Raw genomic sequence first — 23,736 nt, forward strand, 5'->3', positions numbered from 1 at the left:
GTGATTAGAAAGAAGTGAAGTTACGGATTAACAAGATCTACAATGATAATTTCTGGGCGATTAAAGAATCTTGGTACTCGTGTAGATTCTTTGGCCAGACCCCTGCTTACAATAAAATACGAATTTTCAACTTCATATAAACCACCTGCATATTTTGGAAGAAAACCTTGATTAGGCGCAAATACACCATTAACCAAATAAGGCACTCTCCATTGTCCTCCATGCGCATGACCAGATAACACTAAGTCAAATCCATACTTTTGATATGTATCAATTAGTTCTGGCCGGTGCGCTAGTAAAACTTGGAAGTCAGTGCTTATTTGCTTCCCTTTTATGTCTTCAAGTTGGTCTAGCAAACTCTCACTAGTATCATACTTTTGAAAATATTCAGGATCATCAATGCCTGAAATAGTGATGGATTGCCCCCTTACATCAACTCTACTACTATTTCCAGATAATACAACCACATTCTGTTGTCGCAGATGTTCTAGCATCTGTTCATATCGATTACTCCATATTTCATGATTACCTGACACATAGTAAGTATGATTAAATTTACTTAGCCCGCTCAACAATTCTAGAGTTTTTCTGTCAGAAAGTTCATCATCAAAAATATCTCCACCTAATAAAATGATATCTGGCTCTTCTTTCTCTAATGTTTCCAAGATTTGTATCTGATTTTTACCGTAATTTGATGAGTGTAAATCAGTAATTAGAGCAAGTCTGATTAGCTGAGATATTTTGGGACTAACAAGCCTGTAATGAGTTACTTGAAGCCGACTGTCAAAACCTAAAGCAAGAAAAATTAGGATACAAATAAAAACAAACCATCGTGGCTTAATATTTTTTAGTTTTTTCATTATTCGAACTATTTTACCAAATTTCTGTAACGACCAAACATTTTCAAAAGGTTACTCAATAATAATATCAAAATGTTTTTTATCAACTTCTTTTGGAGCAACATAGCTAATACTTCGTTTGGCATTGAATATGTCAGATTCTTCCAGTGATGTAGAAAGTCCGCTCCATGGTTCTAATGCGATAAAGGGACTCTGATTTGTAGTTGACCAAATCACTAAATATGGAAAATCATCAAATGCAATCGAAAGTTTCTTCTGATGATTTTTTGATTTCAAGGTTACCTTTCGTGATGCTAACTGATCCAATGTTATGGCATCATGCTCAAATAATTGATAGGACAAGTCCAAGGTTTTTTGATTTTCCAAGAATGGCCGGCGGTCTCGCAGATCAAGTAAGCCAGTTTCTGGAAAACTTCTAGGTACTGTACAAGATTCTACTTTTTCAAATTCTAAATAATAGTCTTCATAACTCTCACCATCCAACAAGGGACAATTAAAACCTGGGTGACCCCCAATAAAGTAAGGTAGCTTTCTATGTCCTTCAAGATTTTTCACCCGATATTCTGTCCGAATTGTATTGCCATGTAGTGAGTAGTTAATGGAAAGTTCAAATTCAAATGGGTAATTTTTTACGGTTTCTTCATTTGATGAAATAGAAAATTCCAAAGAGTTTTCAGTACTATTTACATTTTTGAACATCATTTTTCTCACAAGTCCATGCCTTGGAATTGTGCCAGTAAATGTCGGTCTTTCTGCAGGTTCATAGATAGCCCAATCATTTCGTAAACTTCCACAAATCGGAAATAGAACTGGTGCTTGACCGCTCCAATAGGTCGGATCACCTTGCCAAAGATATTCGATACCATCCTTGTCTTTAATAGAAATAATTTGTCCACCTAATTCAGAAAATTGTACTGTTAAGTTCTCATTTTTTAATTCGAGCATAAAAACTGCCTCCCTTATATGAAAACAAGGATGCTAACTTGAGCTAGGCATCCTTGTATTAGTTTTATTCAATAACCTGTGTTTCTGCTACTTTTTTATACCAATATGCACTTTTCTTTGGATAGCGTTCTTGGGTCTCAAAGTCAACATAAAACAAACCATATCGTTTCTCGTATCCATTTGACCAAGAAAATACATCCATCAAGGACCAGATGAAATAACCTTTAACGTTGGCACCATCTGAGATAGCATCTGAAATCACTTCTAAATGCTTTTTCACGTAGTCGATTCGACCATCGTCATAGACTGTTCCATCTACAAACTCATCTTTATAGCCTAGGCCGTTTTCAGTGATGTAGATTTTCTTATAGTTTGGATAGTCATTTTTCACACGCATGATTTGATCATAAAGACCTTGTGGGTAGATAATCCAATCCCAATCCGTTTTCGGAATATCGACTGGAGATTCTCTACGACCAACTCCCTTGATTTGATACTTAGAACTTCCCTTTTCACCTTTACCATTATGGATAATTTCAGTTTCTCCATCATGAGCTCTCATCCAATCACTCATATAGTAATTGATACCCAAGAAGTCGTTCAAATCTTTTGCGGCATCTAAGGCAGCGAAATCTTCATCACGAAGGTCTAATTCCCCGCCATTTACTTTCAGAATATGTCGAACGCCTTCAAGCGTTTTTTCAGAATAGTAACCCAAGTATGTAGCATCGAGGATAAATTTATTATGAATAATATCTTCTAGCTCCGCTGCACGAACATCGTCAGGGTTGCTTGGATCATAAGGATATTTCGTTGGCAATGCGTGTACAACACCAATTTCTCCACTATAACCAGCATCCTTGTATAGCTTAACCGCCTTAGCATGTGAAACCATCATATTGTGGTGAGATTGGAATACCTTAGCTAAGTCATACTGAATCCCTGGTGGGAACTTCCCAACTAGGTATTGCCCATCACCAATTGGACCGATTTCATTAAAGGTTGTCCAGTAATTAACTTCAGGGAATTCTTTGAAGCAAAACGCTGCGTAATTGACGAAGTGTTCAATGTTATCTCGATTCAGAAAGTCACCATTAGAATGTAGCGTTTCTGGTGTATCAAAATGGTGAAGCGTTACAAATGGTTCTACGCGACGTTTATGGCATTCCGCAAATAATTTATGGTAATACTCTACTCCCTTTGGATTCACTTCTCCAAAGCCTGTTGGGAAAATACGAGACCACGCAATTGAAATACGAATGCCATTCACACCAAACTGTTCACTTAGTTCTAAATCAACTGGATAACGATTATAAAAATCAGAAGCTGGTTCCGCAGTGTACCAGTAATTATCTTCTAGATACTTGTCCCACGCAACACGACCTTTTCCATCCGTCTGTGTAGCACCCTCTGCTTGATATGCAGCAGTTGCTCCACCAAATATAAAATCTTTCGGTAATGTTTTAACCATATGCCTACCTTCTTCTATCAAAAATAAATATAGGGGTAGGAGTTGGAGATTTCACTCCCACCCCCTTTGATTAAAACTGTTGTTTGACAAAGTCAAGAGCACCTTGACCATCACGAGTGAGTTTAATGTATTGAGCCCCTTCAGTTTTGGCAAGTTTAATACCCAATGCATCGGTTTCTTGTTTAATGTCATCGTAGTTTGATGCTACTTGAGGTGCAAGGATGACTAATTGATACTCTGGCAAAATCTCACGGTGTGCCCCATAACTTCCTGCTGTAGCTGTAACTGGAACACCATATTCTTTTGCAGCTTTAGTTAGAGCGTTGGCAAGTAATCCACTTGTACCACCCCCTGCACAAAGTACCAAAACATTTGTTTGTTCAGAAATTTCGGTGTCGACTGCAGCTTTTTCAAGAATAGCATCCGCTTTGGCAGTATTGAAATTAGCTGCTACTTTCTCTTTCAAGCTATTTTCAACTTTCCCTGATTGTTCTTCAGCAAGAATTTGCTCATCGTAAACTTTCAAGAATGGATAATAGATAAGTACATCGACAACTACCAATAAGATAGCTAGTGCAAAGGCAAGTGGAGCAAAGTTTGTCCCCATTACAATCCCCAATGGTCCTGGAGTTGTCCATGGCAAGTTAACGCTGAAGCTGTTCATTTTTAGCGTATCAACAAAGAATTTAAAAATCCATACGTTAGCAATTGGAGCTAAAATGAATGGAACAAAGAATACTGGGTTGAGTACAAGTGGTGCACCGAACAAGATCGGTTCATTTACACCAAAGAAAGTTGGAACAACTGAAGCACGTCCAATTGCTTTATTTCGTTTAGACTTAGTCAACCACATAAACATGAATGGCACAACCAAGGTAGCACCTGTACCACCCATTGTCACGATAAACATTTGAGTACCTGAAGTCAGGATTTTGTCCGCATGTTGACCCGCCTGTAGAAGCTGGAAGTTGGTTTCAATATTGGCATAAGTAATGGCTGCAATTGCTGGTTCCACAATAGATGGGCCATGAATCCCTACAAACCAGAACAAAGCATAGGCACCAAAGATAATTGTAATACCAACATAACCATCTGCGGCTGTAAATAGAGGCTCAAATAATTTCAGAATCGCCTCAGCAACGTTTGTTCCAAGGAATTGACGTGTCACAAGATCAATTCCATACAAGACAAAGATAGATAATGCATATGGAATTACATCTTTAAATGCCTGGGATACGTTCGGTGGAACTTCGTCTGGCATACGAATGGTGACATTGTTTTTCACACAGACCTTATAGATATTAACCGTAATGAAGGCTGCTAGAAAGGCTGTCAAAAGTCCCTTTGTTCCCATGTAACCATTGGCAAATCCACCTTCAATACCATCAGAAGCCAGTAATAAGAAACCTGAAATTGAGGCAATCATGGTTGAAATGAAGTTAATCTGATTGGTTTTTGGCAATTGACGGTTAAACGCATCTGTCAAAGATTTTGCGGTCGTTCCTGCAACTAAGACAGCTACAATACCCATTGTATAACCGTAAGGTTTCATGATAGCCGCAACTACTTCATCAGACCAAGTAAATCCAAAGATATTAGGCACGAAAGCCACCAATAGGAAGATACTTGAGAACAAGATAACCGGCATGGCAGCGATAAAACCATCACGGATAGCCCTTAAATAAGGGTTTCTCGAAATCTTTTCAAAGAAAGGCTTCCCTTTCTCAATGAATTCAATCAATTTATTCATTACTTATCACCTCGTTTGTAAAGTTCAATCATATGACTCATCATATCTTTCAATAATAATGTGGTCATGAGATGGTCTTGACCATGCATGAGCGTCACACTAAAGGCTAAATCCTCACCAGCCGCTTCTTTCTGCAACAAACTTGTCTGAGCATGGTGGGCTTCAACAATACAAGCATTGGCAGCTTCAACTAGTTCTTCTGCTTTTGCATAATCACCTTTTTGAGCAGCAGCTAGTGCCTCCATCAAACGAGAACGAGCATCACCAGCGAACGCAACAATCTCAAAACCTAATAACGTAATTTCTTCTCTGTTCATAACATGAACCTCCTATTTTTTATGTACTCAATGGAAATACCATTCAGACTAGGCGACGAAAACGTAGATAGAACTAAAGTTCATCAAGTTGAGGCAACAACGTCTGAATTGGATTTACGAAGAGTATGATTTACAATAACCGTTGAATATGTAACACAATATAGAACCTTTCACTATCATTTACTGGCTCATCAACCAATGATGTAATCATCTCAAAAATCTGACTTCCAACCTGATGGGCTCTTGGATTCTGGAGCTTGATGTACTGTTCCAAACTAGCAATCGATTCATTTGACTGATGGGATCTATCTAAGTAATTCAGAAAATAGGACAAATGAATCATAAAGCGATCATAAAAATTGCTATTTTCTTTTGTGCGTTTAATCCCATTCACTATCAAAATTTGTTCAACCTCAGCAATAATTTTCTTACTGATGTCATGTTCTTCACTAGTTGGATGAATTGTTTCACCTTTTGCATTGATTAAGTGAAGTGCAATTTTACCAATCTCATCATTTGGAAAATCATTTAGCAACTTTTCACGAAACATAGCTAAGGCTTCACGCGCCATTTTATATTCCAATGGATATTCGGCTGAAATATTGGGTAGCCTACTTTCTTGATAAGTATTCTTTAAAACCGCCTGATATGCACAATAAATATGATCTGTCAGTGTCACATATAGATATTCTTGTACAGGGTAATGATAAGTTTCTACCAGATGATTAATAACCGTGTAGGTTGCCGAAATAAAATCTAAGGGAATATCTTTTAACAAGGTTAGAAAATTTTCTTTGGCTTCATCATTTTTCAGTGAAAAAATATTTTCTATCTTGTCCTTAACAATTAAATCCCCTTTCTTCTTTTGAAAGGTTATACCTAATCCCATCACGACTGCCTGTTCCCCATGTTCATTTTTCACCAGGGCAGCGTTATTATTTAGTGACTGTATAATCCTAAACATATATCCCTCCTATATTTTTAAGCAAAAAAGACTACAAACAAACTGAGAATATCCTACTCTCAAATCCATTTGTAGTCTTGCCTAATCGAATTAGTTACAATCCACTCTATTCTTGCTGATGAGATTATTATAGCATATTCTCAGAAAATGTAAACCCTTTCTTTTAAGAAAATGGTTATTTTTCAATTATTTTTCTAGCCAAGAAGTTGCTGTTTGAGACAAGACTGCATCAAGCCCCTCAATATTTTCACGACCAACAGTACGTAACCATTCACGCGCAGCTTCTTCGCCTTGTTCAATATAGACTGGCACAACACCCGCCCACGTTGCACGACCGCAGAGAACACCGTTAAATTTAGCACCTGCTTCATGTGCAAACACTAGTGTATCTTGGAAGAGTTTAGCTGAAACACCTGCACTTAGATAAATATAAGGCAAATGAGTTGATGCTTCTTGTTGACGGAAATATTCAGCTGCTTCTTCTTTTGTATAGACGACTTCCCCTGTTCCAAAGTCTTCTACAAAATTCATGTTTACAGGTACTTCTACCTTGAGAACATCTACTCCAAAACGTTCATCCGAAAAGACTTTCATGGCTTCATTTACTTTTCGAGGTTTGACTTTTGCAAATTCCACACTGGCATTGTCTTCAATCGTTTCATCATAGCTCAAAATTTCCAAGAAGAATGGTAAACCTTCAGCCTGACATTCTGAACCCAAGCGTTCAATATAGGCCTGTTTTTGAAGGTTGACATATGGATCACCATCAACGTCATAGTAGAGTAGAAACTTAATCGCATCTGCCCCTTCTTCTTTTAGTCGTTTTACAGACCACTCTACTAGGCAATCTGGTAATCGACTAGTAGAGCTGGTATCATAGCCAGTTTTTTCATAAGCCAAAAGCAAACCGCACTGTTCGTCACGGGCGCGTGATGCTGGCAAACCAAATTCAGGATCTAACAGAATTGAGGAAGAAAATTGTGTTAATTCCTCTGAAACTAGTTTCTTTAGTTCTTCCATCTGCTCCACAGTAGGTTCTTCTGCCTGATGTTTTGCCATCATTTTTTTCAGGGCTCCACGTTGGTCGAAAGCTAAAGCTGAAATAATACCTGCTTCATTGCTTACTTTTTCCATGTATTTTCTTTTATCTGCTGTTGCTACCATATTATACCTCTTCGACTTCGATTTGAGAATACAACGATTCTGCATTTTCTAAATTGACGTAACCCGTCTGTTCTTCCTGGGCATTTAGCATGCCCAAAACATTAGCATTTTTTAATAATTCTGCTTCAGGTAAAGCATGTACCAAACCTGCTGCAATACCTGCAACAGTTGAATCTCCTGATCCTACTGGATTGACGACTTTGATTTTTGGAATTTTCACACGATAGAACTTGTCATTGTGCTTGGCAAAAGCCCCCTGTGCCCCTAATGAGACGACTATCCAATCAATTCCTTGGAAAAGTTGACCAGACAAAACTGATTTCAACTCTTGAATATCATCAGTAACTTCTTTACCAATCAGTTGTGATAACTCTTCTGTATTCGGCTTAATAACTGTCGGCTTCTGTTGGCTTTCTAAAACGTTTTTCAGCGCCTCACCAGAACAATCCAAAACAACAGCTACACCGAATTTTTTACAAAGTTCTACAATCTCAACATAATAATTGCTAGCAAGTCCCTTAGGCAAACTTCCTGAAATAACAACAACATCTACATTGTTCAGAATGATTTCAAGGTGTTCAATAAAATTCAAGGCTTCATGTTCTTGAATAGTTGGTCCTTGTTCTAAAATCTCCGTCTGTTTGCCATCATGAAGAACCGCAATACAGTTACGTGTTTCGCTCCCAATTTCCACAAAGGAATTTTTAATATCATTTCGAGTGAGTTGTTTCTTTACATAACTTCCAGTCTCACCGCCAATAAAGCCTGTTGCTACAACATCTTCACCGATTTGTTTCAAAACTCGTGTGACATTGAGCCCCTTGCCTCCAGCTGTTTTTTGAACTTTTTCTACTCGATTAACCGTATCTAAATGAAAGGTATCTAATTGATAGGCAATATCAACTGACGGATTTAAAGTGATCGTCAAAATCATGTGAGCCTCCTAGTCGTGGTATTCTCCACGATCCCACTTTTCAAGAAATTCCGTAAAGAACTCTGGATTAGCCTGCTCTTGATTGAGCGTTTCAACTGCAGCAATCTTTTCAATCAAACGTTTGTTTGCTTCAGTTGGTTTGTATTCTGCTTTAATGAAGGCTTCAATGATGTCGCACATGAGCAACTCACCTGTAATCTTTCCTCCAAAACCAATGACGTTGGCATTTAACTCTTCTTTTGCATAAAGTGCAGAGGTCATATCACGAACCAGGGCTGAGCGAACGCCAGGTACCTTGTTTACAGCATTGTTGATTCCAACACCTGTTCCACAAATACAAATTCCCAAATCTGCTTGTCCGCTTGCAACAGCTTCACCAACTTTTTTACCAAAGATTGGGTAATGAGTACGAACATTGTCATAAGTCCCAAAGTCCAACACTTCATATCCTTGATTTTTCAAATAATCTACCACAGCGATTTTTTCATAGGTTACAATGTGGTCACAACCGATTGCAATTTTCATCTCTTATTCTCCTTTGTTTACAACAATTAGCACATTTTATTTAGCATATCGACACGAATTTGGTGACGGCCGCCATCATACTCACCTTCAACAAATCCTTTAACGATATTTTTAGCAATTCCTTCTCCTACAATCTCACTACCGATTGTAATAATACGCGAATTGTTGTGTCCTCTTGTCATATAGGCAGAGCGTTCGTCTGAAACTTCTGCAGCGATCATGCCTTTAACTTTAGTTGCGGTCATAAATGGACCAACTCCATAAGCATCAATCACAATGCCAAGATTTCCTTCCTCTTGATTAACTTCTGCAACTACTGTCAAAGTTGTATCAACAAAATCACTTCCATCACTGACATCTTTAAAGTCATATGATTTTTCTAGCAAATAATCTTTAATAACGTCTTTTAGTTTTGAACCCGCTGGATCAGCACCGATAATGATTGTCATAACCTATCTCCTAACAAAAATAGAAAGTTGTAGCCATATTTGGCAGAAAATCTTTGTTTTGCAAAACTTAGAAAAAGCGTTTTCGCTTTTTATGTTTAAATTATACAACCAAACAAACATAAAGTCAACACATTTTGTTTTATTTTTGTTTATTTTTTTCGTATACAAACAAAAAACCAACATTTCACTGTTGGTTTTAATAACTTTATGATTTTGTAGTGATAATTTCGATGTGCTTACTTAATAATTGGTAATTTTCATCCTTTGCATTCATATCTGTCACTAGGGCGGTTACATCATTCAAATCACAAAAGGAAGTAAAATCATCTTTTCCAATTTTTGAGGTATCCAGCAGTAGATATTTTTCTAAAGAATGTTTAATAGCAATATTTTGCGTATAGGCTTCGGCTAGGGTAGAGGTCATGACATCAGTTCCCTTAAGTCCGTTACCTGAAAAGAAAATCTTGCTGAATCGCATTTTTTCTAAACTTGTATTGGTAATTTCTCCTACAAAAGATTCTGTCACTTGACGATATTCTCCCCCCAAGAGAAAGACTTGAAACTCCTCGGTCTTTTTTTGAGATAGGATGGTAAAAACAGGCATACAGTTTGTGATGACTGTTAGGCGAGGATTTTTAATGGCCTCAGCCAGAAAGGCCACTGTTGTTCCTGGGCCTAAGAACACCGTGTCTCCATCTTCTATCAGTTGTGCTGCTCTTTCCGCTATCTCTTGCTTGGCTTCCTTATTCTGAATGTGTTTCTCAGAATGGGAATATTCCCGATATTGAAAAGCCTTATTACTTCTAGCACCGCCGTGAATTTTTGTTAAGACACCTTGCTCTTCCAATTCAATAAAATCACGTCGAACAGTCATATCAGTAACATTTAGCAATTCTACTATCTCAGAAATTCGAACTGTGCCTTTTTTGTTTACCAATCGTGTAATTTCTTCTAGTCGTTCTCGTTTATTCATGTTTAATCCTTTGTTGTTTTTTTACATTATATCAAAAATAAACAAGAATATGTTGGAATTTTGAACATTTGTTCAATATAATCAGTACATCCCCACCATCATATTAGACACGGCACTGCTTAATAGCTTCCTTTCAGGTCTTTGAGAGCTCAGATATTGTATCCACAATATCCACAAAATCAAATCGCCAGCCATTTAAACCCTGCCAGTTTTAACAGCTAACGATAAGATAACTTAGTGGCTTCGCCCCCAAACTCCCAATGAAAAATCATGGATTGATTTTCTTCGGAATGAAATTAGGATAATAGATATGATTTGGAAAAGGTATCACATTGTTGAAGAGAGAGTAAGAAAAAAGAGAGCTTAATGCTCTCTCATATGAAAATTTGGACTACGTTAAATATTGAATCTCACCAAAAATACTTTCGATATTTTCTAATATATCTTCTTGTATAGCAGAAATATAGATCACATGAAGATTTATCTTTGCTCTTGAGCACGCTACATAAAGTAAATTACGAATTTCTTGAAATCTATTATCCTCAAAAGTTGTAGAATTATAATTTTTAAAAAAATATTTACAATAATCAATTTTTCTAGCAAATTTGTCTTGCAGTACTACAACTACATTATCAAATTCAAGGCCTTTTGAACCATGTAATGTATAATAGCTAATTCCCTTATTTTTTAAGTCATCAAAAATATAATTATACCACTTGATAAATTGAGAAACATCTAGGTTAAAAAATTCATCAATAACTGACATTTCTCTCTCTATTTCCTCCTCTGAATCCTGGAAATAATAAAAATAATCATAGGCACGATTCTTTATGTTCAATAAAATGTTATCTACAGTATCATCTATTGCGAATATTTTTCTTAAAATATCTTCACCTGATATTCGTCCTAGAATATTAACAATGTCATCAAGACATTCACTAACTGTCAGTGTTGAAAGGTTAATTTTTCTTGAGCTACTAATAAATTGTTTCATCTCTGCAAATGTGAGTGTTGATTTATAAGAAGTTAAAAACTGGACAATCTCTCGAACTGTTGAATTATCGTCTCCTGCCTTTAGAATAAAGTCTATGAAAGTTAATATTTCTCTTAAAAACCATCCCATGTGTTGTAAGTTCTGCTGTAAAAATTCATTAGTCACATTTTCATAGCTAGTACCACTAAATCTAGGAAATTTTTTCAAAACTGACAATAATTCATCAAATCCTCGGGCCTTTGAAATATCATCATTTTTCATTAGTAGACAAGATGTATTATTAGTCAGGCTATTTTCCTGTAAAAAAGTATTTAAACTAAAATCTTCTCCAGCTATGTAAAAATTATAGGATCCATTATCAAAATCACTATATATAGATTGTTGACCAAAATTGTCATTCCTAATTTTTTCAATCAACTCTACTATTTGCTTAGAAGAACGACGATTGAAGATTTTCTCAATACTCTTATATTCTTCTTTTTTTGGCAGAACACCTATTCCTGAACCATAAATATTTTGTAAGGAATCACCAAAAAATCCCACTACTAAGTTTTTCTTAGAATTTGAATATTCCCTGACACTATTGATAATAGCAACAACCTTTTCATCTGTATCTTGATACTCATCAACTAAGATATACGGATATCTATCTGAAAATAGTCTCTTTAACAAATTATGACTCGTAATAATATTTTTACAATAAAGCAATAATGTATCATGACTAATTACATAATTCTCAAGCTTATCTTTATTTCGAATTGGATTATAGATTATTTTTCTGGATTTCTTATTCTCGATTTCCATTAGTGCTATTTCTAATCTATACTTATTATTAATATGACTAACTAGACTACGAAACTTAGAAATATTATTTAACAAACCATCTTTTTCAAAATAATCACTATAAGCTAGAATTGCTGCTTTAAAATCAACTTCAGGACTACTAGGTGTATTGTAGAAAACTTTCAAAAAGTCCTCATTACAGATAACTTTTTGAAACTCAATCTGATTCACATGACTGGATAGCGAATTTTCACTTATCTTCTGTTCAATTTCATCAAGTTCCTCTTTAATTTTTTTCTCATGTTCTAGTGTCAGCAATTCTTGTTGGATTGCAATAAATCCCCAAAGAAATTCATGAATTGTAGAAACTATCACCGAAGAATTTTTTCCAATCCTATCAAGAATCTCATTTTTTGCAGCATTAGTATAAGTGATACATAAGATTTTTTGATTATTTGACTTTAAGTTTTCTCCTTCCGTCTTCAAAATATGCTCAATTGATTTTTGAAGTGCATAGGTTTTTCCTGCTCCAGCACCAGCATCGAAACAAAAGCTCTCAAAATTATCTAAGCATTCATTAATTTGTTGCTGAATATCTATCTCTAATTGTCTATTTTCTGGACTAATCGTATATGTCATAGATTTACTCCTTAAAATAATCACAAAGTGACTTTAAACCTGACTCAATATACTTTGGCAATTTGAGACTAAACTCTTCATCAGTCACTGATAAATACACCAATCCAGTAGAAAATTTTGATTTACCATCAGATAATTTAACTTGATACATATAGGAGTGCTTAGCAATATCGGAACTTTCATTGATATCTACAAAATACCTCATCCTTGGATGAACATATTGTAGGAGTTTAATCAAAGATGTCTTGTGTCCGTTTTCATCATCTATCGCATTTGTTAAAACAATTGACTCCTCAAAACTAGTGGCATAGAATCCATTTATTTTCCCTTGAGAATACATTAAAATGTTATTATGTTCAAAAATCAACTCCTCTTTATTCGTAAGCATCTCAATTAACTTAGAGTTAATTCTATCATATGTCGCACTGTCATCATTCAGCATTTTTTTTACAAAGTACTGTATAGTTCCATTGGTAGTCAAAGAACTTCCTATACTGCTATACCTTTCCTCTAAATCAGAAATATTTGAAGGAATAATATCAGAATTACCGTTTTCTTTTATATCAACCTTCTTTTCAGATTCTAATCTTTTTAAATCTAAATCTGTAAAAATAATAGTTTTAATTCCTAACAAATCTAATAAGCTAATAAACTGATGGGCATATGCTCCATCAATCCTATAAACCTTAATATGATGATTTTTCAAAGTAGGATGCCTATCAATTTCAAACCTAAGATAAGTTTCTTCAGAAACTCCTTCAACCAAAATAACTGCATCAGCAAAGAAAATATCTGAAACCTCTAGTCTTAAATATTTTTTGGTATATTCATAAGCTTTTTTGTCAATATCTCTACCAGATACTATTTTGTCATCACTTATGTTTTCTATAATATTATTTGTATTTGCTTGCCCCAGATAACAAATATTATTCAGAGTATTTCCTGATTGAATCTTACTGTTTAAGATATGTGTTGAGTGAGTCGTGATGATAATTTGAAAAGTATCTAATTGCTGTTTTTTACCAAGTAAGGTAGCAATTGCTTTTGAAATATTCTTTATAAATAATTCTTGCATCTGAGGATGCATAAATGACTCTGGTTCCTCAATACAAAGAATATTTACTGAGCCATTAATATCCTTCTCACTATATAATTCAATATAGTCAACAATCTTTGCGATAATGACCATCAAATTTGTATATCCCATACCAAACTGACTTTCGGGTATGTTATTATCTCCTTCTTGGTACTCATAAATAATACTATTTGCAAAAATTTTCTCTAAAGTTACATCTGGATGTAAATTCATCTTTAAATTCTTTGTTGACTCAATACTAGAAACTGCACTTTGAAGAATATCCTTTATATTGGTATCAACCATAGCCTTGACTTGAGAATTAATATTATCAACTAAACCATCAATTGCTGTTATATCATTATTTTTTATGTAAGTTGAAACTATTTTATTGTATGCTTGTGAAAGTGTCTTGTCACTTTTTACTGTATTTGCTTCTATTGTCTCTACCTTTAGTAGTGAAGACAGCGCAAATTCTTTAGCAGGTTCATTTCTTCCCATAGGATAAAAATTTAATATAAAATAATTACTGTTAAATAAACCTAAAAATTTTCGATATTGAAGCTCTTTTTTATAATCTAAAAATTTGTCATCTTGCTGAACGTCTTCTAAATAACTAATCTTAAGTTTGACAAGCTCTTCTAAAAAAGACTTAACATCAGCAACTTCATACTTAATATTAATAGTTACTTCTGCAACTTCTTCATTTTCATGAGTTCCAACTGTTTCTATACCGCCTAAAATTAATATATCTTCGAAACTTGAAATCAAATCATTTTCATCATCAATTCCTAATACCAGTTGAAACTCCATACTAGGAAACTTATCAATACTTTTTACCTCTTCTTCAGATTTACTATCAATATTTAAACGATACCAATCCGATAACATTTTTAAATTGAAGTCTGTATGCTTGAAAATATTTCTACTACCTGACTTGGTATTTTGTAGTGTACTTAATAACTTGACAATTGTACTTTTACCAGAATTATTTTTTCCTACAATTAATGATGAACTTTTTGATATATACTCTTCTGTTATATTTATCTTTTCCGATTCATCTTCAACACCTGACGTTTCTGGCCATTTACTATGAGCAAAGTTAATCGTCTGAACTTCTTCGCCATATTTTCTATAATTTTTTATTGACAAACTTTTTAAATACATACCATATCTCCTCCTAATTTTCTTTCATTACTGAAAACTCTCTCAACCGATCTTTCCCCATCTTCATCATCTCCTCCTCTACCTTACTCCACTCTCCGAAAAGGCAGTTTTGAAGAACTTCTGCTGCGGAACCTTCAGCAGTTTCAGAATCATAGATACAAGTTCTATCTCTTTGATAAATTTGAATCTGGTCAAAGAGATTTTCACTTTCTAACTCCCTTAGGTTTTCAACCAAGTTCTCTACAATCCCATCATGATGTTCTTTTGGTGTTGCTCTAGCCTGATTGGGATCTATGGCATAAAGCTCTTCGTAACGAATCAAGGTGCTGAGATAAGAAAGCTCTGGTTTGGTAGCAATAATAGCTAAGGAAACTTGGTATCCTTTTGATTTTAATAATTGAGCAGTCTGTCGAGGAACCTGAGTAGTTCGTAAGGTTCCTTCAATTAACAAATGATAACCTTGTGTGCTAAGTTCATCAACCAGATGCTCTACCATTTTTCCTGCAAATCTCTTGGTATAGTCCACGCTGTCTTTGCCATACTCTTCTTGTAGTGCTAAGTAATTGGGATACTGAGAACGATAGCTATCACCATCGATGATAATGATATTGCCTTGAAATTCCTTTTGCTTGATACGATGAATAGTCGTCTTACCTGCTCCGCTTTGTCCACCAAGTAAGATAGCTTTCGGTTGATCTGGAAGCATCTTTCCTCGGGTTAAGGCCCGAATGGTTCGCTGCAAAGCCTTCTGAAATTCAGCCTCACTAAATTCTTCCAACCTCATTAAGCCACCACCCGATGATTCACCATATCTAACATCCGCTCAATACCGTCTAAATAGCCATTGTAACGCTCTATTTCATCGAAGGTATCGACAAGGTAAATCTTTGTATTGATCAATTCGGCCAAGTCATCACTCATCAAAATCCAAGGATTGGCTTCGTCATCAAAAGCAATATCTTGACTATCCTGGTATCTATAAAGTTGTGATAAAATGCCTGCTCCACGTTCTTTTATCACTTCTACTTTTAAAGTCAGTTGGTAATCTTCAACAGGTGTTAACATCTTGTCCTCTCCTACAATATCGACATAAGAAACGTTAAATTTCTGACAAATACGGTCGATGAGTTCTGTTGAAACTGTACTAGTCCCATTTTCATAACGACTTAAGCTATTGCGTGAAATCCCAACCATTTTCGCAAATTCTGGTTGTGTTAAATCGTGTGTTCGACGTAGTGATTTAATATTGTCTCCAATCATAGCTAAAGACCTCCTCATATTTAATTTTATTATAGCATAAAAAATAATGACACACCATTTTTGGTGCGTACTTTGTTTTCTTATTTTTGGATTAGCCGTCTGCAAGACCCCTCGGAGAGCGTTTGTAGTTTTGATGGACCACAGGGCTGTCAAAACTACAAAAACGTTACTTTTTGGCAAAAAGTAACAAAAAGCTATCTTGAATCGAAGTCAATTGTTTATTTTACAGCTCAAAAATATCGAACATAGGCTAGCGGGGAATAGCAATGCGCCCCGCTGTTGCCCGCTATTCGGGCAATCGAGCATGAATTTTCAGTTTCATAATAATAAAAATGGAGTTCTACATTTTCCATTTATTGGTCAAACATGGACTTTATAAATTTAGACCATTTTTCAACTATTAATGGACTTCATACATATCCAATTTTTATTAAAAGATGGATTACTTTAACCATCCACCTTAGTATCAATAAAAATAATGGATGACTAGGTACTCCATAAAATCTCAATCTATGGACTATTTAATTTTCCATTTTTATTGGATTCGTGGTACGTTCTATAATCCACTTTTTATTAAAAAATGGATTACTTTATCCTTCCATTGTAGAATCTATAAAATAATGGATAACTAGGTATTCCAGGAAAACACTATCCATGGTTTATCTAGTTAGCCATTGTATTACCATTCATAGCCCAAGTATTACTTAAAGATAGACTACTGAATTGCCATAAATTAATAAAGAATAGTTTATTTCTTTGCCTATACTTTTCAAAAATGGTTAAAAATTTATCATTTTTACGATTATTTAGCTACGCATCTGGCATACTATAGTCGAGTAAAAAAGGAGACCAAAATGGTTGATATGTCAGTTTCGTTCGTGACGAATCCAAGAAAAACGAATATTCGTCATAACAATCGTTCCTTTACAGAAGATGAGTGGGAATCGCCTGCCCACAAGCATATAGACCGGAGAAAAAGTTCTTTTAACATATACATCAAACAAGTAAACATACAAGATATCTATAACGAAGAATTTGGGCCAAGGCTTGTAGCTTATAATGCAAAACAAATGAGAAGTGATCGCAAAATTAAAGATTATCTCAATCATGTAAAAAAATCGAAAACATTAGATGTTCAACGAGAATTTGTTATCGCGATTGGTTCAAAGGAAGATTGGGATAACTATTCAGACAAAGATAAACTAATAGTTGGAAATCTATTGGCACAATATGTAAAAGATTTTGAAGAGCGTCATAAACAATTACTTGTTTACAATGCTGTAGTCCATCTTGATGAAGCTGGTGCACCACATTTGCATTTTAATATTATTCCAATTGCTACTGGGTATAAAAAGGGTTTAAATAAACAACCAAGTTTTTCTAAAGCTCTATTTCAAGAGGGCTATACCGAACGTGGCCGTGGGCAATTCATTCAATTTCGTGAGCAAGAAATTAAAAAACTTGAACAACTCATGAAAAAATTGAATATTCAACGAAAAATTGTCGGTACAAATAAAATCGAAGATATGCGAGAGTACAAACAATTAATTCAAGAGGTTGAAAATGAGCGTGCAAAATTTAATAAAGAAAATAAAGCAAAAGAAACACATTTAAATCAATTGGATAATTTCATTGAAGATATGGAACAAAAAGCAGAATATTTAACACAACACAATAAAAATCTAGAAGAACGAAATGAGTTAATTAAACATGAAATGGATAAGCTTAATCTAAAGGATCAGCTGAAAAAACAATTTGTGGAAAATACTGTCGATAAAACTCTTGATTTGGCACAAGAGCTGACTGAAAAGCGAACAAAGTCATTAAAAGACAGAGTCGATACTGCAGAAAGTCGCAAGCTTGAAACTGAAAACAAATACCGCGAGGTACTTGCTATAAACAAGAAGTGGGCAAGTAAATATCAGATATTAGAAAACGAAAATAAATCTCTCAAACATGAAAATAAGTTTCTACGCAGAGTACTTGATAAACTTCAGAGAGCATTTGATAAAGCTGAAGAATTTCTCAAAAGCATCGGTTTCTGGAAAACTTTTAAAAATATTTTTCGACAAAAAGATTCTGAAGAATACAATTTATTCCAAGACATTCGACATGATCCAAATCTAGAGGGACAATCTAGTCGAATAAACCGTATAGACAAACATATCGATAACGATTTGTGGCGCTAATACTATTTCTGTTTTTCAAAAATCAGCTGTTTTTAATCCGAAATGTGGCATACTGAAATATAGAAAAACGAAAGAGGTTAAATTTTTATGGATAATCAACATTTATTAAAAATTCAAGAGTTACTAGAGGTATTGATCGAACTGCAAAAGAAAAACGCTACAAAACAATTACCAATTTTAACCCAAAAAGAATTATTACAGCAATTACAAATCTCTCCAAACACATTGAGGTCATGGGAATTGAGGGAGTTACCGAGACTTGAACCGCCAATAGAAAATACAAGAACTGTGTTCTACAAAATATCAGATGTTATTGACTTTCTTTCAAAATAAGTAAGAATGTGCTAAAATAATGGTATCAAAAAAGACAGCGAGGGTTGTTATTTTAGCCTTATTACTTATCCGATTTTAATTAGGCAATATGAATAAAGAAACAATTGAATACAAAGGCAAAAAAGTCATAAAAACTACGAAAAAAGATGGAAGTATCAGCTATTCACAAAAAGGTGTATACATCGGTACTGACAGTAAAACTGGAAAGTCAATTACCAAAACTGTCACAGCAAAAACACTTCGACAATTGGATAGAAAAATCATTGAATTAAAATTGCAGTTTGAGTCTAATGGCTCAACAGTCAAAACAGTCATCAAGGTTTCAAATCTTGCAGAACTTGCCGAAGCTTGGTTTACCAATTACAAGACATGGGTTAGCTCACACAATACGTTAAACAGAGTTAGAGGCTACTTGGACACTTATATTCTTCCAAAATTCGGAGATTATAAACCAGAGCAAATTACCTCAGCTGACATACAACAATGGGTGAACTATTTAGCACATAAATCACAAAAATCAGTTGCTTCAGGTAAGAAAAAATCTAGAAAAGGAGAAGCAAAAGATTTTGGTGCAGTAATCCATAAATTGAGTGATATATTCGACTACGGAATTACATTGGAACTCTTGACGACTAACCCTGCCAAAATAGTTAAAATTCCTCCCAAACCTAAAGCTCCTAAAAAACGTATGATGGTATTACATGATGAAGACTTAGCAAAATGGTTACAATTCCTTAATAGTCTTCAAAATACACGTGCTAATCGACGTTTTAAAACATTTTGTAACACATTACTAGCATCTGCCCTTCGAATCAATGAATTACTTGCTCTTGACATTGATGATTTACTGTTTGACACAAATGAGATCCAAGTCAATAAAACATTAATGTGGAAAGCTGGAAATAAAAAATTCGGGATTAAAGGTGAGGTTATCTGTAAGCAAACACCGAAAACTGATGCCAGCAATCGGACTGTCTCAGTCCCTAGACAAGTTCTTGAGGAACTCCGAGAATTTCATCTGGAAATGAATGCATATTTCACCAAGAAAGGGCTACCAGAAAGTTCGTTAATTTTTCCAACCATCTACGGGAATTATATGTGTGATAGAAACGAGCGTACAACTCTAGAAAAAAGATTGGAATCAATCAACTTACCTACATATGGATTTCATCTCTTTCGACATACACACGCTTCATTGATGTTGAATGCAGGAGCAAATTGGAAGGAATTGCAGACACGTTTAGGACACAAATCAATTTCAACAACAATGGATACCTATGCAGAATTGGCTCCAAAGAAAAAATTTGAAGCTGTTAATCTATTCCAAGCAAAACTTGACGAACTAACTTCATAACAAATTAATCACTACATTTTTCTCTACATATTTTTTTAATATTCATGAAAACCTTTATACAACAAGGTTTATAACAGCTAAAATAGAAAATACTTAACCTTTACTGAGGTAAAATAATTGAATTGAAAAAGCACTTGAGATCAATGATTTCAAGTGCTTTTTTTGATTTTATCAAGCTGTCATGTCTACATTTTTAGATAAAAATCATCCTCATAGACGATCGTTCATAATCTCCACAAAGCGATGGGTAAATTGGGCTGTCATGCCCCAGATATTTTCTGGAAGACCTTCGTAAAAGGGTACAGACCTTTGATGGTGACTAAAGGGATAATCAACACCCCCCCGTAAGCGGTCAAAGGGAAAATCGCAATCCGGCAGGACTTTGGAGGTCAAATCATAATATACCGGACTTGTTTGCAGTAGATAGTCTAACGGAACGGTGAACAGGCGAGCTACTTCTTCATTGGGTTGGAGGGCCTGCCAATCCAGATCCAAACAACCAACATAACAACGAATGGTTGACTGGGCAAAGACCAAGTAATCAATCTCTCCCAGTAATTCCACCTGCTCTGGCTTTATATTCAGCTCTTCTACTGCTTCACGGACTGCTGCTTCCTTAGCACTTTCACCAACCTCAACCCTCCCCCCTGGAAAAGATACCTCTCCTGGCTGGGAAATTCCTTCACTACGGACTTGATAAAGGACCTGCCACTGATTGTCTGACCAGACTAATGGCAACAAGACAGCGTACTCGCTTTTTTGTCCCAAAGGTTGGGGCTGATATTCCTTCAAGATCATTCTACTCTCATCAATCATCTCTCTATTCCTTACTAATTAGTGATGTACACCCACTATCTTAACCAATTTCTACCAATCCTACAAGTATCTTGATCCAAAAAACTGAGAAGTTGCCTTCCCAGTTTAGTCGTTTATTTTCCTTTTAACATGCCCATAATACCCCGAGTCACCACGCGCCCAACTTCCCGTCCGACCTGACTCATCAGATTCTTGGTAAAGCGGTCCATCATGGAATCTGTTTTACGACTGACTGGTTGGCTGGCTTTTTGAGCTGCTTTAGCTGCTTCTTTCTGGGCTTTCTCTTCCATTTTTGCGGCTTCTTTAGCTTCTTTTTCTGCCTGTTTTTCCGCCTCGGCCTGCTCTGCTTTTTGGATGAGTTCGGCTTCTTTAGCCTCTGTCATGGCTAAAATCTGCTCATGGGCTGACTCACGATTGACCGCGTCAGCATATTTTTCCATCAAAGGAGAATTATTGATAACCGACAAGAGGGCGCTTGGCTCCACCGTTCCCAGCATACTCTTTGGAGGATAAATCAATACTCGATCCGCAAAGCTTGGTGTCCCGTCAGCTTGCAGAGTAGACACAACTGCTTCACCTACCTGCAATTCCTGAATGACCTTGGCCAAATCCTCATCACCTTCTTGACGGAAGGTTTCAGCAACAGTCGCGACTGTCTTAAGCTCTTTTGGTGTGAAGGCACGAAGACCATGCTGGATCCGGTTACCCAACTGGGCTGCCACGCTATCAGGAATATCCGTTGGATTCTGGGTGACAAAGAAGACCCCCACACCTTTTGAACGAATCAAACGGACAATCAATTCAATCTTTTCAAGAAGAACTTTCGGTGCATCTTTGAAGAGAACATGAGCCTCATCAAAGAAGAAGACCATCTTAGGCTTGTCCAAATCACCCACCTCAGGTAACACTTCATAGAGTTCTGATAAGAGGCTGAGAAGAACCGTTGAATATAATGTTGGCTGATTAAATAGCTGAGTAGCTTGGAGAACGTTAATAACCCCACGACCATCTTCTGCAGTCCGCATCAAATCAGCAATGTCAAGGCTTGGCTCACCGAAGAAAATCTTACCACCTTGTTGCTCCAAAACAACCAAGCTACGCAAGATAGCACCGACCGAACGAGCTGGAATATTTCCATAATACTGGCTCAGCTCTGTCGCATTTTCAGCCACAAAATTGAGCATAGCCCGCAGGTCCATCAGATCAATCAAGAGAAGGCCACGCTCGTCTGCCACGCTGAAAACAATATTCAGGATGGACTCCTGAGTATCATTCAAGCCCAGCAAGCGTGTCAACAAGACAGGCCCCAGCTCTGAAATAGTCATGCGGACAGGAGTCCCATTTTCCCCCAAGACATCCCACAACTCAACTGGATAGCCAACTGGACTATAATCATGATAGTGAGTCTTCTCTAGACGACTAGGATCAATCTCCTTAGTATTGGCCGCAACCAAGCTATTCAAATCACCCTTGATGTCTGATAAAAAGACAGGAATACCCGCGTAACTCAACTGCTCCGCCAAGACTTTCAAGGTCACTGTCTTACCCGTACCCGTAGCACCTGCTATAATTCCATGACGATTGAGCCGCTTAAGCTTCATCTCTGCACGCTCACGACCATAACCAAAAGCAATAATATCTGACATATACTAGCCCCATTTCCGATTTTTCTATCCTTATTGTAGCATAGTTTTTTGGAAAATAGCAGAGCAGATAACTTAGCTTTCACATAAAATATTCATATCCATTCTTTCTACATATCATGATTTTCAGACAAATGAAGGTCATCTGTCAATTGATAACGGTTACTTTTGTTTTTTACTGAAAAACACTTACTTTTTTAGCGGTTTTCTGTTATACTCTTTTATTGTGAGAACATTCTCAAATACGTTTTAAAATACAAAGGGGATTATTATGGCAGCACAACCAGATTCGCTGATTTATAATATCGACAAAAGTATCAAGAAAAAAGCAGACTTGATCGAAAACAACTACTTTGCCTATGCTATTCGTGCAACCATGGCTAGTGTCTATCTAGCAATCGGTTTGGCCATCTCAGTTTATACGGCTGACAAGCTCAATCATATCGTTCCTGACTTAGGAAAATTCAGCTACGCTTTGATGTTTGGCTGGTGCTTGGTCATGATTTTGTATATGAACGCTGAGCTTGGTACTTCAAACATGATGTATATGACTTCTGCCATTCACCGCAAGGTTATCCCAACTAAGACTGCTTTGAAAATCTTGGCAACATGTATTTTCTTCAACTTTGTCGGTGCGGTTATCGTCTGCTACCTCTTGTCTTTGACATTACCATACCAACATATTGATCCACATAGCTACTTGTTAGAAGCAACTGTTGCTAAATTGGCTAAGACACCATTGACACAGTTTGTAGAAGGTATCTTTGCCAATATCGTTGTAAACATTGCTGTGTTTGTTACCATGCGTATGAAAGACGATGCTGGTCGTGTTATTTCATTGATCTTTATCATCTTCATCTTTGCCTTCCTTGGCTTTGAGCACGTTATCGCAAACTTCTCTACCTTCTCACTTGCCTTCTTTGCAAATGGCGGACCTGTTGAAGGAATGAATGTATTGAGTGTATTAAGTAACTTCCTATTCTCAGGACTCGGAAACTACGTTGGTGGTGGTCTCTTGATCGGTCTTCTTTATAGCTGGTTGAGTGATAAATCAAAACTTTACGTTGACTAATATAACTATTTACGGTTGGAAATCCAACCGTATTTTTTTGACAATTTTTGCACATATAT

The 23,736-nt window shown here is 36.0% G+C and carries 21 protein-coding genes; 4 read left to right on the forward strand and 17 right to left on the reverse strand.

All coding sequences use genetic code 11. From position 1 onward, the window contains the following. Positions 1 to 20: 20 nt before the first annotated feature. From ACEE44_RS03755 to pezA, 15 genes are all read right to left on the reverse strand, one after another. Positions 21 to 860, reverse strand: coding sequence for a metallophosphoesterase (locus ACEE44_RS03755; RefSeq protein WP_449171326.1), 840 nt, complete (start codon positions 858 to 860; stop codon positions 21 to 23). 51 nt (positions 861 to 911) lie between these two features. Further along, the gene (locus ACEE44_RS03760) at positions 912 to 1,805 is read right to left on the reverse strand and encodes an aldose 1-epimerase family protein (protein WP_449171327.1); all 894 of its coding nucleotides are present in this window, start codon (positions 1,803 to 1,805) and stop codon (positions 912 to 914) included. 64 nt (positions 1,806 to 1,869) lie between these two features. After that, complete coding sequence (lacG, locus tag ACEE44_RS03765; protein WP_449171328.1) at positions 1,870 to 3,276, reverse strand: 6-phospho-beta-galactosidase; 1,407 nt, start codon at positions 3,274 to 3,276, stop codon at positions 1,870 to 1,872. A gap of 70 nt (positions 3,277 to 3,346) precedes the next feature. Continuing rightward, positions 3,347 to 5,026, reverse strand: a complete 1,680-nt coding sequence (locus tag ACEE44_RS03770; protein ID WP_024415631.1) for a lactose-specific PTS transporter subunit EIIC — start codon at positions 5,024 to 5,026, stop codon at positions 3,347 to 3,349. After that, positions 5,026 to 5,343: a PTS lactose/cellobiose transporter subunit IIA gene (locus ACEE44_RS03775; RefSeq protein WP_003048451.1), complete on the reverse strand. Its 318-nt coding sequence runs from the start codon at positions 5,341 to 5,343 to the stop codon at positions 5,026 to 5,028. Before ACEE44_RS03775 ends, ACEE44_RS03770 begins: the two co-directional genes overlap by 1 nt. Before the next feature lie 130 nt (positions 5,344 to 5,473). Continuing rightward, on the reverse strand, positions 5,474 to 6,307 hold the full coding sequence (locus ACEE44_RS03780) for a PRD domain-containing protein (protein WP_449171329.1): 834 nt from the start codon (positions 6,305 to 6,307) through the stop codon (positions 5,474 to 5,476). Between the two features lie 186 nt (positions 6,308 to 6,493). After that, complete coding sequence (gene lacD / locus ACEE44_RS03785) at positions 6,494 to 7,471, reverse strand: tagatose-bisphosphate aldolase (protein ID WP_449171330.1); 978 nt, start codon at positions 7,469 to 7,471, stop codon at positions 6,494 to 6,496. A gap of 1 nt (position 7,472) precedes the next feature. After that, on the reverse strand, positions 7,473 to 8,405 hold the full coding sequence (locus ACEE44_RS03790; protein WP_449171331.1) for a tagatose-6-phosphate kinase: 933 nt from the start codon (positions 8,403 to 8,405) through the stop codon (positions 7,473 to 7,475). A 9-nt stretch (positions 8,406 to 8,414) separates the two neighbouring features. Beyond that, positions 8,415 to 8,930 carry a galactose-6-phosphate isomerase subunit LacB gene (gene lacB / locus ACEE44_RS03795; protein WP_002941130.1) on the reverse strand — a complete coding sequence of 172 codons (516 nt, stop codon included), beginning with the start codon at positions 8,928 to 8,930 and terminating at the stop codon, positions 8,415 to 8,417. A 26-nt stretch (positions 8,931 to 8,956) separates the two neighbouring features. Then, positions 8,957 to 9,379 carry a galactose-6-phosphate isomerase subunit LacA gene (gene lacA / locus ACEE44_RS03800; protein ID WP_449171332.1) on the reverse strand — a complete coding sequence of 141 codons (423 nt, stop codon included), beginning with the start codon at positions 9,377 to 9,379 and terminating at the stop codon, positions 8,957 to 8,959. A gap of 205 nt (positions 9,380 to 9,584) precedes the next feature. Further along, positions 9,585 to 10,352 carry a DeoR/GlpR family DNA-binding transcription regulator gene (locus ACEE44_RS03805; protein WP_029180424.1) on the reverse strand — a complete coding sequence of 256 codons (768 nt, stop codon included), beginning with the start codon at positions 10,350 to 10,352 and terminating at the stop codon, positions 9,585 to 9,587. 391 nt (positions 10,353 to 10,743) lie between these two features. Next, a complete protein-coding gene (locus ACEE44_RS03810; RefSeq protein ID WP_449171333.1) occupies positions 10,744 to 12,768 on the reverse strand; it encodes a UvrD-helicase domain-containing protein in 2,025 nt (674 codons plus the stop codon). A gap of 4 nt (positions 12,769 to 12,772) precedes the next feature. Further along, positions 12,773 to 15,010 carry an AAA family ATPase gene (locus ACEE44_RS03815; RefSeq protein WP_449171334.1) on the reverse strand — a complete coding sequence of 746 codons (2,238 nt, stop codon included), beginning with the start codon at positions 15,008 to 15,010 and terminating at the stop codon, positions 12,773 to 12,775. Between the two features lie 13 nt (positions 15,011 to 15,023). Continuing rightward, positions 15,024 to 15,794, reverse strand: coding sequence for a type II toxin-antitoxin system toxin PezT (pezT, locus tag ACEE44_RS03820; RefSeq protein ID WP_449171335.1), 771 nt, complete (start codon positions 15,792 to 15,794; stop codon positions 15,024 to 15,026). Beyond that, the gene (gene pezA / locus ACEE44_RS03825) at positions 15,794 to 16,270 is read right to left on the reverse strand and encodes a type II toxin-antitoxin system antitoxin PezA (RefSeq protein WP_449171336.1); all 477 of its coding nucleotides are present in this window, start codon (positions 16,268 to 16,270) and stop codon (positions 15,794 to 15,796) included. Before pezA ends, pezT begins: the two co-directional genes overlap by 1 nt. 854 nt (positions 16,271 to 17,124) lie before the next feature. Here pezA and ACEE44_RS03830 point away from each other — a divergent pair. The 3 genes from ACEE44_RS03830 (at position 17,125) to ACEE44_RS03840 (ending at position 20,146) form a co-directional block, all read left to right on the forward strand. Continuing rightward, positions 17,125 to 18,459, forward strand: a complete 1,335-nt coding sequence (locus tag ACEE44_RS03830) for a plasmid recombination protein (RefSeq protein ID WP_449171337.1) — start codon at positions 17,125 to 17,127, stop codon at positions 18,457 to 18,459. An 87-nt stretch (positions 18,460 to 18,546) separates the two neighbouring features. After that, entirely contained in the window at positions 18,547 to 18,792 is a 246-nt protein-coding gene (locus tag ACEE44_RS03835) for a hypothetical protein (protein WP_449171338.1), read from the forward strand. 88 nt (positions 18,793 to 18,880) lie between these two features. After that, positions 18,881 to 20,146: a tyrosine-type recombinase/integrase gene (locus ACEE44_RS03840; RefSeq protein WP_449171339.1), complete on the forward strand. Its 1,266-nt coding sequence runs from the start codon at positions 18,881 to 18,883 to the stop codon at positions 20,144 to 20,146. Positions 20,147 to 20,356: 210 nt separating this feature from the next. On the opposite strand, the gene ACEE44_RS03845 is transcribed toward ACEE44_RS03840, so the two are convergent. Together ACEE44_RS03845 and ACEE44_RS03850 are read right to left on the reverse strand one after the other, a co-directional pair. Then, entirely contained in the window at positions 20,357 to 20,944 is a 588-nt protein-coding gene (locus ACEE44_RS03845) for an NUDIX hydrolase (RefSeq protein ID WP_449171340.1), read from the reverse strand. Between the two features lie 131 nt (positions 20,945 to 21,075). Next, the gene (locus ACEE44_RS03850; RefSeq protein WP_449171341.1) at positions 21,076 to 22,608 is read right to left on the reverse strand and encodes a helicase HerA-like domain-containing protein; all 1,533 of its coding nucleotides are present in this window, start codon (positions 22,606 to 22,608) and stop codon (positions 21,076 to 21,078) included. Between the two features lie 268 nt (positions 22,609 to 22,876). Between ACEE44_RS03850 and ACEE44_RS03855 the strand changes: the two genes are divergently transcribed. Further along, the gene (locus ACEE44_RS03855; protein ID WP_172028505.1) at positions 22,877 to 23,677 is read left to right on the forward strand and encodes a formate/nitrite transporter family protein; all 801 of its coding nucleotides are present in this window, start codon (positions 22,877 to 22,879) and stop codon (positions 23,675 to 23,677) included. The last annotated feature ends 59 nt before the right edge of the window (positions 23,678 to 23,736 follow it).

This window comes from Streptococcus sp. 32226D021BW (genome assembly GCF_053545015.1).

Excerpts from the sequence above, each read along its gene's own strand:
- ACEE44_RS03755 (WP_449171326.1), bottom strand. The coding sequence starts at position 860 with ATGAAAAAACTAAAAAATATTAAGCCACGATGGTTTGTTTTTATTTGT.
- ACEE44_RS03760 (WP_449171327.1), bottom strand. The coding sequence starts at position 1,805 with ATGCTCGAATTAAAAAATGAGAACTTAACAGTACAATTTTCTGAATTA.
- lacG (WP_449171328.1), bottom strand. The coding sequence starts at position 3,276 with ATGGTTAAAACATTACCGAAAGATTTTATATTTGGTGGAGCAACTGCT.
- ACEE44_RS03770 (WP_024415631.1), bottom strand. The coding sequence starts at position 5,026 with ATGAATAAATTGATTGAATTCATTGAGAAAGGGAAGCCTTTCTTTGAA.
- ACEE44_RS03775 (WP_003048451.1), bottom strand. The coding sequence starts at position 5,343 with ATGAACAGAGAAGAAATTACGTTATTAGGTTTTGAGATTGTTGCGTTC.
- ACEE44_RS03780 (WP_449171329.1), bottom strand. The coding sequence starts at position 6,307 with ATGTTTAGGATTATACAGTCACTAAATAATAACGCTGCCCTGGTGAAA.
- lacD (WP_449171330.1), bottom strand. The coding sequence starts at position 7,471 with ATGGTAGCAACAGCAGATAAAAGAAAATACATGGAAAAAGTAAGCAAT.
- ACEE44_RS03790 (WP_449171331.1), bottom strand. The coding sequence starts at position 8,405 with ATGATTTTGACGATCACTTTAAATCCGTCAGTTGATATTGCCTATCAA.
- lacB (WP_002941130.1), bottom strand. The coding sequence starts at position 8,930 with ATGAAAATTGCAATCGGTTGTGACCACATTGTAACCTATGAAAAAATC.
- lacA (WP_449171332.1), bottom strand. The coding sequence starts at position 9,379 with ATGACAATCATTATCGGTGCTGATCCAGCGGGTTCAAAACTAAAAGAC.
- ACEE44_RS03805 (WP_029180424.1), bottom strand. The coding sequence starts at position 10,352 with ATGAATAAACGAGAACGACTAGAAGAAATTACACGATTGGTAAACAAA.
- ACEE44_RS03810 (WP_449171333.1), bottom strand. The coding sequence starts at position 12,768 with ATGACATATACGATTAGTCCAGAAAATAGACAATTAGAGATAGATATT.
- ACEE44_RS03815 (WP_449171334.1), bottom strand. The coding sequence starts at position 15,010 with ATGTATTTAAAAAGTTTGTCAATAAAAAATTATAGAAAATATGGCGAA.
- pezT (WP_449171335.1), bottom strand. The coding sequence starts at position 15,794 with ATGAGGTTGGAAGAATTTAGTGAGGCTGAATTTCAGAAGGCTTTGCAG.
- pezA (WP_449171336.1), bottom strand. The coding sequence starts at position 16,270 with ATGATTGGAGACAATATTAAATCACTACGTCGAACACACGATTTAACA.
- ACEE44_RS03830 (WP_449171337.1), top strand. The coding sequence starts at position 17,125 with ATGGTTGATATGTCAGTTTCGTTCGTGACGAATCCAAGAAAAACGAAT.
- ACEE44_RS03835 (WP_449171338.1), top strand. The coding sequence starts at position 18,547 with ATGGATAATCAACATTTATTAAAAATTCAAGAGTTACTAGAGGTATTG.
- ACEE44_RS03840 (WP_449171339.1), top strand. The coding sequence starts at position 18,881 with ATGAATAAAGAAACAATTGAATACAAAGGCAAAAAAGTCATAAAAACT.
- ACEE44_RS03845 (WP_449171340.1), bottom strand. The coding sequence starts at position 20,944 with ATGATCTTGAAGGAATATCAGCCCCAACCTTTGGGACAAAAAAGCGAG.
- ACEE44_RS03850 (WP_449171341.1), bottom strand. The coding sequence starts at position 22,608 with ATGTCAGATATTATTGCTTTTGGTTATGGTCGTGAGCGTGCAGAGATG.
- ACEE44_RS03855 (WP_172028505.1), top strand. The coding sequence starts at position 22,877 with ATGGCAGCACAACCAGATTCGCTGATTTATAATATCGACAAAAGTATC.